The organism is Virgibacillus ihumii, assembly GCF_902726655.1.
Classification (GTDB): Bacteria; Bacillota; Bacilli; order Bacillales; family Amphibacillaceae; genus Lentibacillus; species Lentibacillus ihumii.
On sequence record NZ_CACVAN010000001.1, the window covers coordinates 3,070,296 to 3,082,750 of the forward strand.

Annotated in this window: 16 protein-coding genes and 1 pseudogene; 12 read left to right on the forward strand and 5 right to left on the reverse strand. The window is 40.8% G+C overall.

Annotated elements, in window-relative coordinates; all coding sequences use genetic code 11:
- Nucleotides 1–74: 74 nt before the first annotated feature.
- Nucleotides 75–1,076 carry a hypothetical protein gene (locus HUX68_RS14995; protein WP_174615566.1) on the reverse strand — a complete coding sequence of 334 codons (1,002 nt, stop codon included), beginning with the start codon at nt 1,074–1,076 and terminating at the stop codon, nt 75–77.
- Nucleotides 1,063–1,425 carry a PadR family transcriptional regulator gene (locus HUX68_RS15000; RefSeq protein WP_174615567.1) on the reverse strand — a complete coding sequence of 121 codons (363 nt, stop codon included), beginning with the start codon at nt 1,423–1,425 and terminating at the stop codon, nt 1,063–1,065. The genes HUX68_RS14995 and HUX68_RS15000 overlap by 14 nt, the downstream gene beginning before the upstream one ends.
- Before the next feature lie 328 nt (nt 1,426–1,753).
- Between HUX68_RS15000 and HUX68_RS15005 the strand changes: the two genes are divergently transcribed.
- From HUX68_RS15005 to HUX68_RS15015, 3 genes are all read left to right on the forward strand, one after another.
- Nucleotides 1,754–2,059, forward strand: coding sequence for an MGMT family protein (locus tag HUX68_RS15005; protein WP_174615568.1), 306 nt, complete (start codon nt 1,754–1,756; stop codon nt 2,057–2,059).
- 137 nt (nt 2,060–2,196) lie between these two features.
- Nucleotides 2,197–2,241, forward strand: coding sequence for an erythromycin resistance leader peptide (locus HUX68_RS19625; RefSeq protein WP_142301762.1), 45 nt, complete (start codon nt 2,197–2,199; stop codon nt 2,239–2,241).
- A gap of 242 nt (nt 2,242–2,483) precedes the next feature.
- The gene (locus HUX68_RS15015) at nt 2,484–3,947 is read left to right on the forward strand and encodes an Msr family ABC-F type ribosomal protection protein (RefSeq protein ID WP_174615569.1); all 1,464 of its coding nucleotides are present in this window, start codon (nt 2,484–2,486) and stop codon (nt 3,945–3,947) included.
- An 89-nt stretch (nt 3,948–4,036) separates the two neighbouring features.
- Here HUX68_RS15015 and HUX68_RS15020 read toward each other — a convergent pair whose 3' ends face one another.
- The 3 genes from HUX68_RS15020 to HUX68_RS15030 form a co-directional block, all read right to left on the reverse strand.
- Nucleotides 4,037–5,038: an NAD(P)/FAD-dependent oxidoreductase gene (locus tag HUX68_RS15020; protein WP_174615570.1), complete on the reverse strand. Its 1,002-nt coding sequence runs from the start codon at nt 5,036–5,038 to the stop codon at nt 4,037–4,039.
- A gap of 86 nt (nt 5,039–5,124) precedes the next feature.
- Complete coding sequence (locus HUX68_RS15025; RefSeq protein WP_174615571.1) at nt 5,125–5,544, reverse strand: hypothetical protein; 420 nt, start codon at nt 5,542–5,544, stop codon at nt 5,125–5,127.
- 234 nt (nt 5,545–5,778) lie between these two features.
- Complete coding sequence (locus tag HUX68_RS15030; protein WP_174615572.1) at nt 5,779–6,792, reverse strand: YeiH family protein; 1,014 nt, start codon at nt 6,790–6,792, stop codon at nt 5,779–5,781.
- 112 nt (nt 6,793–6,904) lie between these two features.
- On the opposite strand from HUX68_RS15030, the gene HUX68_RS15035 reads away from it, so the two are divergent.
- From HUX68_RS15035 to HUX68_RS15070, 9 genes and pseudogenes are all read left to right on the forward strand, one after another.
- Nucleotides 6,905–7,807, forward strand: a complete 903-nt coding sequence (locus HUX68_RS15035; protein ID WP_174615573.1) for a LysR family transcriptional regulator — start codon at nt 6,905–6,907, stop codon at nt 7,805–7,807.
- 6 nt (nt 7,808–7,813) lie between these two features.
- Nucleotides 7,814–8,218 carry a VOC family protein gene (locus tag HUX68_RS15040; protein ID WP_174615574.1) on the forward strand — a complete coding sequence of 135 codons (405 nt, stop codon included), beginning with the start codon at nt 7,814–7,816 and terminating at the stop codon, nt 8,216–8,218.
- A gap of 289 nt (nt 8,219–8,507) precedes the next feature.
- Entirely contained in the window at nt 8,508–9,482 is a 975-nt protein-coding gene (locus HUX68_RS15045; RefSeq protein WP_174615575.1) for a cation diffusion facilitator family transporter, read from the forward strand.
- A gap of 157 nt (nt 9,483–9,639) precedes the next feature.
- The gene (locus tag HUX68_RS15050; RefSeq protein WP_174615576.1) at nt 9,640–10,221 is read left to right on the forward strand and encodes a histidine phosphatase family protein; all 582 of its coding nucleotides are present in this window, start codon (nt 9,640–9,642) and stop codon (nt 10,219–10,221) included.
- Nucleotides 10,222–10,258: 37 nt separating this feature from the next.
- Nucleotides 10,259–10,336 (forward strand): annotated as a pseudogene (locus HUX68_RS19335) (VOC family protein); the annotation flags it as partial.
- Nucleotides 10,337–10,438: 102 nt separating this feature from the next.
- A complete protein-coding gene (locus HUX68_RS15055) occupies nt 10,439–10,846 on the forward strand; it encodes an NUDIX hydrolase (RefSeq protein WP_174616481.1) in 408 nt (135 codons plus the stop codon).
- A gap of 18 nt (nt 10,847–10,864) precedes the next feature.
- Nucleotides 10,865–11,401 carry a GNAT family N-acetyltransferase gene (locus tag HUX68_RS15060; protein WP_174615577.1) on the forward strand — a complete coding sequence of 179 codons (537 nt, stop codon included), beginning with the start codon at nt 10,865–10,867 and terminating at the stop codon, nt 11,399–11,401.
- Between the two features lie 76 nt (nt 11,402–11,477).
- On the forward strand, nt 11,478–11,852 hold the full coding sequence (locus HUX68_RS15065) for a hotdog domain-containing protein (protein WP_174615578.1): 375 nt from the start codon (nt 11,478–11,480) through the stop codon (nt 11,850–11,852).
- Nucleotides 11,853–11,988: 136 nt separating this feature from the next.
- Nucleotides 11,989–12,444 carry a helix-hairpin-helix domain-containing protein gene (locus HUX68_RS15070; RefSeq protein WP_174615579.1) on the forward strand — a complete coding sequence of 152 codons (456 nt, stop codon included), beginning with the start codon at nt 11,989–11,991 and terminating at the stop codon, nt 12,442–12,444.
- Nucleotides 12,445–12,455: the final 11 nt, after the last annotated feature.

The window sequence follows — 12,455 nt, forward strand, 5'->3', positions numbered from 1 at the left end:
ATTTGAACAAGCGCACCAACTCTTGTGAGCTGGTGCGCTGTTTTATTTAATCATTTCGCTGAATTGATACAAGCTTAGCTTTTACGACTTTTAATAAGCCCATCGATTACATCCCATATTAACCCAATTACAAGTAGAACCAGAATCCAATATGTGGATTGTTCCCATATCTTGCTTACAGTCACATATGCATCACTGTCTTCAGAGAGTAAGCCTGCCTGAGTTAGTTCAACCATGAAATTCGGATTCCAAAATGCCGGCCCATTAATCATGATTATAACGGTTACCATCGAAATTAAATTGATTATTGCTGAATAGATGACAAGCTTATACGTCCATTTCCCAGAAACAAGCTTTAAAGATTCCTTCAATATTCCAAATCCAAGAATGAGAATAATGAAGAAGAGGTAAGAAGCATACGTACTCTCATTTAAAAATGATACAACCCCAGAAAATTCTTCATGAAAAATCCAAATACCGAAATATTCATAGGAAAAAGCAAACATTACGATTAATAACGTGTAAAATGCTATACCTATAATTGATTCAGATCGTTTGATTTGCCGTTTTTTATCTGGAACAGGTGCAAGACTTGAAGGGTTCCAGTCCTTATCGATTTGTAAATCCTTTGGCTTAAATCCACCAAAATATTCGCCGAGTGCAAACCCAAGTGTAGTCCATCCGATAGCAGTTGGAATTCCCGTAACCATCGAAACAATAAGCTCAATGAAATGATCCAGAATGGAAATAGGCTCCAAAATTGTTTGTATAATAAAGCCAATACCGATCGCAGCAGCAAGAGAAATCAAAACAATTTTTAAAACCAGAATATACAAATCAAAAATTTCTGGTCCAATCAGGTGTTTCTTTGTGCCGCGGTACTTTTGTGCCAAATGCTTGGGATTCCCTAGTTCAATCAAAACGTGTTCCACATCTTTATCCGTTGGTTTACCGCCTTGTGTACGTTCCTCTAACATGTCTTCAATAAGACCACGAAGTTCCTTCGCAATGTCGCTTCCTTGCGAAGTCGGCAACTTTTGTGTCACTGCATAAATATAACGTTCAATCATCTCCATTTCCTCGTCCTCCCGTCCCTTTAATTAAATTATCCAAACTTGATACAACATGTTCCCACTCAACACAAAGCTGCTCATATACCTCTTTGCCTGTTTTACTTAACAGATAATACTTCCTTGGCCTTGATTCGTTTGTATCCCATTTGCTGTCCAGAAGCCCCTGTTTTTCCAGTCTTCTAAGCAGCGGGTATAATGTTCCAGGTTCAACGTCAACCCCGTAATTCTTTAATTTTGAAACCAGCGAATAGCCATATTGGGGATCCTCCAACTGACTAAGTACACCAATTGTAATCGTGCCGCGTCGTAATTCCTGCATCAGTTTATCAATCTGTTCGTTTGTTCCGCTCATGTTATCAGCTCCTGAATAGATTATACTGTATGATGCACACTATTGTAAAGTGCATATTATTTTGTGAAGTATTATGATGTGTAAAAATGTGAACTTTGGCGGGATTTCCGATTAACGGGGTTTTCTGGCAAAATATCGAATCACAAGTGAAGTGCTTGAAAATAACAATTTAGTGCTGGAAATTAACTTTCAAGTGCTAGAAGTTCACAGTCAGCCTGTTAGAAGTTCACATATAAATGCTGCAATAGTATCTGTTTTACAGTGCTACCATTCATTCGTTTTCATGATAGAATATGAGAAGAGATTAAGCATGGGGAGGATCTGTTTCATGGAAAAATTCACTGCAGATGTCATTAAAATTATAAAGAACATTCCGAGCGGTAAGGTGATGACCTATGGGCAGGTTGCGAAATGTGCCGGCAGTCCTAGAGGTGCGAGACAGGTGTCGCGAATTCTGCATTCCATGAGCAAAAAACATCAATTACCCTGGCATCGGGTTATTAATGCGGAAGGAAAAATCACTATCCGTGATGAGGAAATGGGCCAGGTGCAGAAATTATCACTCGAAGCCGAAGGGGTAGTGTTTTTGAGCAAGTTCCAGCTTGATTTAAATGTGTATCGTCACTTTGTATGAAGTTTCAAACATCTATAAATTATTGTGTTTTTCGTTTTGGACTATTAATTACAGAATAAGCAAAAATCAAGTTGACTAACTTAACATTACTGCATATAATTAAATTGAAATTATAATTTAAGGAGGATTATTAAAAAGTGACACACGCGATGAGATTGCGATTCCCAACTTTGAACCAGTAATCTAATACGTTCAAAGGCTCTGCTTGTGAATGCGGAGTAAACGGGAGTAGTCTGTCCTTTTTTAAGAATCCGTAATATGTATAAATCTCAGTTGTGGAAAGGCGGCTCGTTCTGTCTTTCTTTATTTTTGTATAAAAAAACCTTTATGATAAAAGTTTATTGTCTAAAAACAGGGTTTGTTCCACTTTCGTTGACTCGGATCACAGGCAGATGTCTGTGCTTTTTTATACGGAGGGATAGATATGGAACAATTAAAACTGGAGTTAACCAACATCGAGGTGTCCTTTTTAGATCAATTGGTGTTGGATATTCCGAAGCTGTCGGTGTACCAATTTGATCGAATTGGACTTGTTGGAAAAAATGGATCAGGAAAAAGTACGTTATTGAAATTGATAAACGGAAATATTCATCCAAATAAAGGAAAAATCCATCGCCTGACTGATATTGGTTACTTTGAACAGACTGCACAGCCAGTCGATGGTGAGATGGATTATGAACTGCTCGGTAAATTATCGGTTCCAAAAACGGATATTGGAGAACTGAGTGGTGGTGAATTAACGCGAATGAAGATGGCACAACTGTTTTCAGTGTATTATGAAATGATGCTGATTGATGAACCGACAACACATTTGGACACTGCGGGAATTGATTTTTTAATCGATCAGTTAAGGTACTACTATGGAGCTTTGATTCTGGTGAGCCATGACCGATACGTGTTGGACCAGCTGGTCACAAAGATCTGGGAAATCAAAAATGGAAAAATCACCGAATACGCGGGAAACTATACCGATTATGCAGAACAGAAGGAATTGGAAAGAAAACAGCAGCAGGAGCAGCATGAATTGTATGTGAAGGAGAAAACCAGGCTGTTAAAAGCTGCGGATGAGAAAATGGAAAAAGCCAAAAAGGTGACGCAATCCAATAAAAAGTTGTCCAAAATTGATACAAAGGCAAAGGCTAACAAAATGTTTATGACGAAATCAAAAGGAACCAGCCAGAAGTCGGTACAGCGTGCAGCGAAAGCTATTGAGCAGCGGGTCGAACAGCTGGATGTTGTGGAAGCACCAGATGAAGAACAATCGCTTTATTTTCATCAGTCCAAGGCACTTCAGATGCATAACAAGTTTCCGGTTATGGCGGATCGATTAACATTGTATGCCGGTGATAAACTGCTTTTGCGGGAGGCAAGTTTCCAATTTCCTCTGGCAGCAACGATTGCCCTAACTGGAGAAAATGGTTCCGGAAAGACGACACTCCTCAAGCATATCGTAAATCAGGGGGAAGCTATTGAGTTGTCTCCAAAAGTGGTTTTTGGCGTTTACGAACAAATGGATTTTCAGTTTAACAAGGCGGAGACGGTACTATCGTATATGAAAAACAGGAGCGACCAAAATGAGGGAAGAATTCGGGCTGTTTTGGATGCCATGAATTTTACCGGCAATGATATAAAAAAGGATGTGCGGGAATTAAGCGGCGGGGAATCGATTCGACTTGTGCTGTCTCAGCTCTTTCTGGGAAGATACAACGTGCTGGTTTTGGATGAACCGACGAATTTTCTGGATGTTGATTGTATCGTGGCATTGGAAAAATTTTTGAAAGCCTATCAGGGAACGATTCTCCTGGTTTCACATGATCGGACATTTGTGAATCGGGTTGCTGATTCTGTATATGAAATTAAGGGACAGCAATTAAAATTGAAATACTGAATGTAAGCCCGGCATGCTCATATCATGCCGGGCTTTTGTCTATATTAATCGGTCTTTTAATTGCCTGTCGATACAGCAGTATCAGCTTTCTATTCATCAAATACAATCGTACTGTACACCTGCTTGACAGCAGCCGGATCAACATGATATTTAGCATGATTAGCAGCAGTTATAGCCTCGTTAAATGCGGATGCAAGCAGGCGCCATTTTTGCGGGTAGCCGGCAATATCACCGGCAACGAACACGCCTTTCATATGCGTTTCCATGTTTTCATTTACCGGAATACGCCTGCTTTCCAGAGTGAATCCCCAGTCTGTAACCGGTGATAAATCAAAGCTGTACCCTTGGCAAATAATCAGATCATCGACTGGGATACTCCTGTCTTCTTTTGTTTTAATATTCCGGGCATGGATAGAAGTAAGCTCATCCTGATGCCCATTAAGTCCAGTCATCGTATATGGTGTCAGAATTTCAACATCTGAATGCTTCAATTGCTCAAGATCCGGTTCGAGGGCTTTAAATTTATCATGTTTATGCATCAGAAGCACTTTTTCTGCGATACCCGATAAACTATTTGCCAGCGTTACAGCGGTGTTAACGCCACCATAAATAAGGACGCTTTTTCCGGCAAATTTTTCGGGATCAACAGATTCGTAATGGATATGTTTTCCTGGGTTGATGAGTTCATTATTCAGTTTTAAACGATTAACGGAAAAGGCACCCGGACCGACTGCGATGATCACGGTTTTGGTGTGATGCACTTCACCTGTGTTTGTTGTGAGGATATATGTACCATCATCTTGCCGCTCAAGACGTTCCACTTTTTGATTGAAAATAATCGTGGGATCGAACATCAGCGCCTGTTCCTTTAGCTGTCCGATCAGCTTATCCCCGGAAATTTTTGCAATGCCACCGACATCATAAATATATTTTTCCGGATAAAAAACGGATACTGTACCGCCGAGATCGGATTGATTTTCAATGATTTTTGTATTCATCTCCCGCATGCCAGTATAATAGGCGGCAAATAAACCGGCAGAACCACCGCCGATTATCGTTACATCAAACAATTCATGTTCCCCATTCATCATACTTCCCCATTTCCTCGTAATTGAGATTCATTATCAATTATTGTAGCACTATAGGGGGCCAGTGACAACTGAATTTTGGCAGCAGGTTAATTCCAATATTTCACCAATAGACCGACAGCCACTCCGTATAAACCGTGTCCGAGCGTCCAAAATCCCCAGGCTGCTATGTTTGTTAAAGCTGGTGGTATATTGGTTAATGCCGTTAGTGAATACAGGATGCCGCCGCCAATTGTATATGTCAGAAAGTAGGGGAGGAATCTCTCATGCCACCGGACAGGTTTTAAAAGGAAGTAGAGAACACCGACACTCGCAATGCATGTTGTAAAATGGAAAATCATTCCGATACCGGATATGTTATTCCATTGACTTAAAATGGGGATATAATCCATATTAAACAGCAATATATAAGCCTGGTTGCCAGTAAGTGCCTGAATGATATTTAAAAATCCCGCCAGAATAATACCGGCTACAATGCCTATGAAAACCAGTTTCGTTAATTGTTTCATGATGGCTCCCTCGCGGAAAAGAAATGTTTTATTTCTTTTCCCGGGCAGGATGATTGTAAACATGGGGTTGTTCAGGATCGGATAAAAGTGTTTGAAAATATCAAATCGCACATATCCACGTTAAAATCGCACATATATGTTTCATAACGGCACATATCCGGTGTGAAACCGCACATATATGCTTCAAAATCGCACATAAATTTGGAATTGGACTTCTTCCAGTCGGTGCAGGACTTATACAATAAAATAAACAATAACTGACAGACATACCGATGTGATCAGCATTGCCACTAATGGTTTCAATGCTTTTGTCCGTAAGTCGCGAAAACTCACATTGAGGCCAAGGCCTACCATTGCAGCAGTGAGCAGCCAATTCGTGATACCAAAGACAATATTCATGACGCCATCTGATACCGGGATCGATTGGCCGAGTACATAGCTGCCCAAAATACTTAAGATGATAAAGCCAACCAAAAACCAGGGAAACTCAATTTTCGTATCAGGCTGTTCTGTGGACTTATTTTTTCGTTTCATGAAATAAATTAAAATAAAACATAATGGAACGAGCAAAAATACCCGGCCGAGTTTTGCCAGCAACGCAATTGCCAATGCGTTTTCTCCCCCCGGTGCGGCAGCAAGGGCAACGTGCGCCACCTCGTGCAGACTGGATCCGGCCCATGTGCCGTATTCAATTGGTGTCATTGGCAGAATGGGCCGAATAATGGTATAACCGATTGCGAAAACCGTTCCCATCAGGGCTATGATACCAACCCCAATTGCCGTGTCCTCATCCTTTGCTTTAATAATTGGTGCTACCGCTGCGATTGCTGCTGCACCACAAACGCCAGTGCCGACCCCAAGCAGCATCGAAATCGTTTCGTTCGCTTTAAAAACTTTTGCCAGCCAGACAGTAAGCAGAATCGCAAACAGAATGACACCTGCATCACGAAGCAGTAATCCGAGTCCGTCGTTCAAAACAACGTCAATGTTTAGTTTTAGACCGTATAAAATAATGGCAGCCCTCAAGAGACGTTTTGATGAAAAACCAATCCCTGCCCGAATCGTTTCCGGATACCCGAAAAACTGTCTGTAAATAATTGCAAGAATAATCGCACAGGCAAGCTGCCCGACACGGTCGAATCCCGGTACCATTGCGAGCAAATAACCCAACAATGCAATGAAAAATGTAAATGCGACACCAGCAAGCCATTTTCCGCCGGGTAGTGAAATTCCTTTGATGTTCGGCATAATAAAACCTCCTGTATCAAGGATATGAGAATGCCTTGTATAAGTGAAATAAATCATTATAATAGTAATCATAAGTAATCGGTTATTCATAAAAGTGAAGGGAGTTGATTTCATGGATCAGCATTTAAGTGTGTTTATTGCGGTTGCGGAAAAAAAGAACTTTTCCAGAGCTGCGGAGGAATTACACATGACTCAGCCGGCGGTCAGCCAGTATATCCGCATGTTTGAGGAAACCATCGGCACCAGACTTTTGGAACGATCCAATAAATATGTCCGGCTGAATAAAGCAGGGGAAATCGTGTATCATCATGCGAAAGAGATTCTCGGACTTTATACGAATATGCAAACACTCGTTGATGACTTGACGAATAAAGCGAACGGTCCGCTTTCAATAGGAGCCAGCTACACATTTGGTGAGTATTTACTTCCACAGATCATTGCCGGACTTTGTGAAATGTATCCGGATATTAAGCCGGAAGTGACAATCGGTAATACATCCCTTATTGCTGAACAGGTGTCGTCTCATCAACTTGACATTGGTATCGTAGAAGGGCATTTTAAGGAACAGCAACTCAGGAAAGAGGTTTTTCTGGCAGATCAGATGTATGCAGTTGCCTCATCAAGCCACCCGTTTAGTCAAAAAAATGTTGTTGTAAAACCAAAAATGCTGGAAGAAGAAATATGGATTGTGCGGGAAAGTGGATCCGGAACAAGGGAAGCAACAGAGGTTATGTTTCAGGACATTGGTATTTCCCCGGCTAAAAAAATGAATTTCAGCAGTACGCAGCCGATTAAAGGTGCAGTAGAGGCCGGCCTTGGCATTACCCTGCTGTCGCAATGGGCTATCCAAAAAGAGGTGCGAAATGGCGATTTGACTATTTTAAACGTTGATGGACTTCCGTTTAACAGACAATTTGCATTTATAACCAAATCACCGTTTCAGACTAAAGCACTGGAAGTTTTTATTGATATCCTGCGAAATGGTATCATGACATCAACTATAAACGAGGAGTGAACATGTATGAAAAAGATTGTTCCGCATTTGCGAATCAAAAACTGCAAGGAGGAGATTGCATTTTATCAGCAGGTATTCGGTGGTGAAATTAAAAACACCCAGCTAGCAGATGGTATTGAAATGTTTAAAGGACATGAAGGAAAATACATACATGCTGAACTGCACATGAATAAGAACTGCATCGTGTACATGGCGGATGTATTTGGTGAAGAAACAGTTCAGGGAACGGATATGCTGCTTGGACCAGACTTGGATACAGAGGAAGAGATTATGAATATCTATAATAAGCTTGCCGAGGAAGGCGAAGTGAAAATGGAACTGCAGGACACGTTCTGGGGTGCCAAACATGCTATTGTTAAAGACAGGAACGGTATCAGTTGGGAACTGAATTATACAAAACCATCAAGCTAATGACAATATCTTGGAGATAATGAGCCACTGCTTTCTCTGCAGTGGCTCTTTTTTTGCCTTTTGAAAAACCGAAAATAATGCTACCCCGATACCCGTCTCATTGATCGGTGAGATTTTTAAATATAAATCCCCCCCTGAAATCTTCCTGCAGACTGGCGGCAATTATTGCTGCTTTAATATTCCACAACACCTTTAGAATAAACTTTGTATTCTAATGAGTAAGGACAACCAATTGTTGAGACAATAGTAATACCTTATTAATGTATCAGTGAAAAGGCGGGAAAAATTTATGAAAGAATTATTCAAGCTGTTGAAAAAAGGCAGTAAATCAGCACTATGGGCCAGTATCATAAATACAGTTGTTGCTATAATCAAAGGGATTGCTTATTTTATCACAGGAAATGTGGCAATGTTTGCGGAATTTATGCACAGTATTGGAGATGCGGCAAACCAATTATTTGTATTCACTGGCTCAGCTCTAAGTCAAAAGGCTCCAACCGACCGTTTTCCGGAGGGGTTTTCCCGATTGGTAAATTTAGTATGCCTTGGAGCTGTAATTGTCGTTGGTATTCTGGCGTATGAGACGATTAAAAAAGGAGTTCACCATATCATTGATCCCCCGGACGCCGGTTCCTGGTTATGGTTGAACATTTCTGTCCTCGGAATTGCAGTAGTGTTGGAATCGTTTGTTTGGTATAAAGCAATGAAGGAAATAGTAGAGGATTTGGAAGGTGATGATATAAAGGGGTTTAAAATTGTGAGCGAAAGTTTTAAAAATATAGGTAATGCCAAACCAGCAACCAAACTTGTGTTTTTAGAGGATGCAGTGGCCACAAGTGGTGCTTTAATTGCTATTGCCGGTATCCTTATTGGAACCTACACACCTTTCCACTCAGCTGAAGGTTATGCCTCCGTTATTATAGGAATTATGTTGTTTTATGTGGTTGGACGGATCTTTCTTGATAATGCTGCCGGAATTTTAGGTGTTTCGGATGAGGATATGGAAAGTAAAATTGGAGAGTACGTTTTTGAATCAGACCATGTAAAGGATATACGGGATCTGAAGGTTATTCGACAGGGCCAGGAAATGTATGTTGAATTGAAGATTGAACTGGATCCGGAGATGACAATAACAGAGGCTGATAAAATCCGTGATCGTATCGAGAAAAAGATTTTGAACGAAAAAGGTGTATCAGATGTCATAATTGAATTTGATAAAGATGACCAGGAACAGAACTGGGATAATTCGGGTGAAGAGACGTAACAAGATAAAGTTGACTAATCTTATTATCTCAAGTGGTGAACCTTCATTCCGCGGGAAAAGAATCTCCTGTTGAATGAAGGCTCATTTTTTTATCCCCTTCCTATCTGAAAATTTGTGTTATTATGGATACAGTTAATAATTGGGGAGTGATGCTACGATGACTAAACTGGGATTTATCCGACATGGGATAACACAATGGAATATTGAAGGAAGAGCACAGGGGAATTCCGATATACCGCTTGCTGAACAGGGCTTGCAGGAAGCAAGGCTTCTTGCCGAAAGACCGGAAATTGCTGGGTGGGATGTCGTGTATTCCAGTGATCTATTACGGGCAAAACAAACAGCAGAGATTATTGTGGCAAAAACTGGAGTTCCGCTGTATTTGGATGCCAGACTGCGTGAACGAAGCGGCGGGCTTATCGAAGGAACTACTGAAGAAGAACGCATGGAAAAATGGGGGCCCCGCTGGCGTGAGCTTGATATGAAATTTGAGTCGAATGAAAGCATTATTTCCCGGGGAATGTCGTTTATTGATGAAATTAATGGAAAACATGACAGCCAAAAGGTACTGATTGTCAGCCATGGTGCATTTATAAAGCGTCTTTTAAATGAACTCATTCCTGGTGGAAATATGGTTGAGTCCTTATATAATACATCTTTTACAACGCTTGTAAAATGTGAGAGTGGCTGGGACTGTGATTTGTATAATTGTACGAAACATTTATCGGTGAAAGCATAATAGATGATGACAGTTTGAAGAGATATACTTTTAATCTGTTCCAGATCCCGGATTTGATCGGTTTGAATTCAGAGATCCTTTTGGCAACAGGGTAGAGATGATACAGGAGATTTAGAGTTCTTACAGGGGGTTAAACAATGTACATAAAAATTGTCAATGAAGTTACCGATATACTACACAACGATTATGCCGGTTGTAACGGTGGGTATTGGTTATGATAGCACCACCAAAACATATTGTTTCAGCGGCAACGATTATTTTAAATGATCATAATGAGTTGTTATTGATTAAAGGACCGCGTCGGGGTTGGGAGATGCCTGGCGGACAAGTGGAAGAAGGGGAATCACTGAAGGAAGCAGCAATCCGCGAAACAAAAGAGGAGTGCGGTGTGGATATTGAGATTATTAAGTTCTGCGGCGTCTATCAAAATGTCACAAAGTCTATTTGTAATACATTATTTTTAGGAAAACCGGTCGACGGAGAACCGATTCCGACTGAGGAGGCATTGGAAGCGGGTTATTTTCCGCTTGAAGAAGCGTTGAAGATGGTTACCTGGAAAAACTTCAGACAGCGGATTGAGCAATGCTTGGATGAAGCATCGCAGCCATTTTTTGTGGAATTTTAATAAGGAGGGGAAAGCGAGATGAAATTATTGGAAGGAACTAAAATTAAACTTGCAAGATTTAAGGAAGAGGATCTGAACAGTCTGGAACAGTGGCATCAGGATGAAGAGTTCATGCATTTAATGGACGCATCTCCAGCTTTTCCGAAAACCGAAGAAGAGCTGAAGGAATGGTATGTAAAAAAACATAAAGAATATAATGATTATTTGTTTTCAGTACGGGTGCTGGAGTCAGGTGATTTAATCGGCTTTGCAGCGCTTGATTCGATTGACTGGGCAAACCGCAATGCGTGGCTGGCACTCGGGATAGGTGATAAAACAAATTGGAATAAGGGATATGGTCAGGAAATTCTCCGGCTTGTACTTGGATTTGCATTCAGCGAATTAAATATGAACAGGGTCCAGCTGACAGTGTTTGAAAGCAACAAACGTGCCATCGCAGCCTATGAAAAATGCGGATTTAAGCACGAAGGCGGACATAGAGAATATTTGCAAAAGAACGGTCAGGCTGAAGACATGTTGCTCTTTGGCATTTTGCGAAGAGAGTGGCAGGAGTAAATGCTTTCTCGAAAGGCGCGGCACTTAAATTTTGTCACAAGGAAAATTAACCTGAATGATGCTGGAGGGGAGATAGTTGACGTTACAGGAAGGAGATATCATTACATTTGAACGGACATTTACGATGGAGGATGTTGAATTATTTACACGAATTTCAGGTGACGAGGGAACGCACCACCTTACTCCTGATGAACAAGGAAGAGTTGTTATCCAGGGGCTGCTTACCGCAACATTGCCGACAAAAATTGGCGGGGATAACAATGTGCTTGCCCGGACGATGGAATTTGAGTTTTTGCGTCCTGTTTTTACCGGAGATAAGATAATTTGTGAAGTAACTGTGGATAAGCTGGAACGGCAGACGGATAGAACAGCTATTACCTCATCTTTTATATGTATAAATCAAAACGATAAACAGGTGTTGAAGGGATATTTTGCTGGTGTGATACGTTAAGTTGTCTCTCTCTATTAAAGTGATTATTTCGATTTCTTGATTAAAATTATTTTTGGGAAGGGAGGGTTTAAATGGGTAAAGTAGCTGGTTTTGGATTTATTGAAAATAAATCATTCGATAAAGGGGTGTGATTATAATGTCTAATCCGAGATTACCGCTGACACCGGATGAGAAAGCAAAGCTGAAAAAGGCAAAGATTAAAATCAGCGAGATACATAACCAAAGTACCGGGCAATTGTCTGGAATATTGAATGCGTCATATGGTAGGACAAACCAAATTAAAGGTTTGGCTGAATTTCAGTTGGTTCCTTCCATCGGTCATAAGCTGGCTGAGAAACTGGTTTATCAATTACAGATTTTTTCACTGGAAGAGATAAAAGATAAGCATGGTGCGGCGTTGCTTGATGAATTGGAACAACGATTAGGCGTGTGGACTGATAGTTGTGTGGAGGATCAAATTCGCTGTGTAGTAGCTTTTGCGAATAATCCAGCATTGGACCGACAGTGGTTTGATTTTACGGATGAAAGAAAAAGGTACCGGGAAAGAGTGGGTTATCCCGAGGAACGACCGAAAAAGGCATGGTATGAATAGGGAGAGGTTAC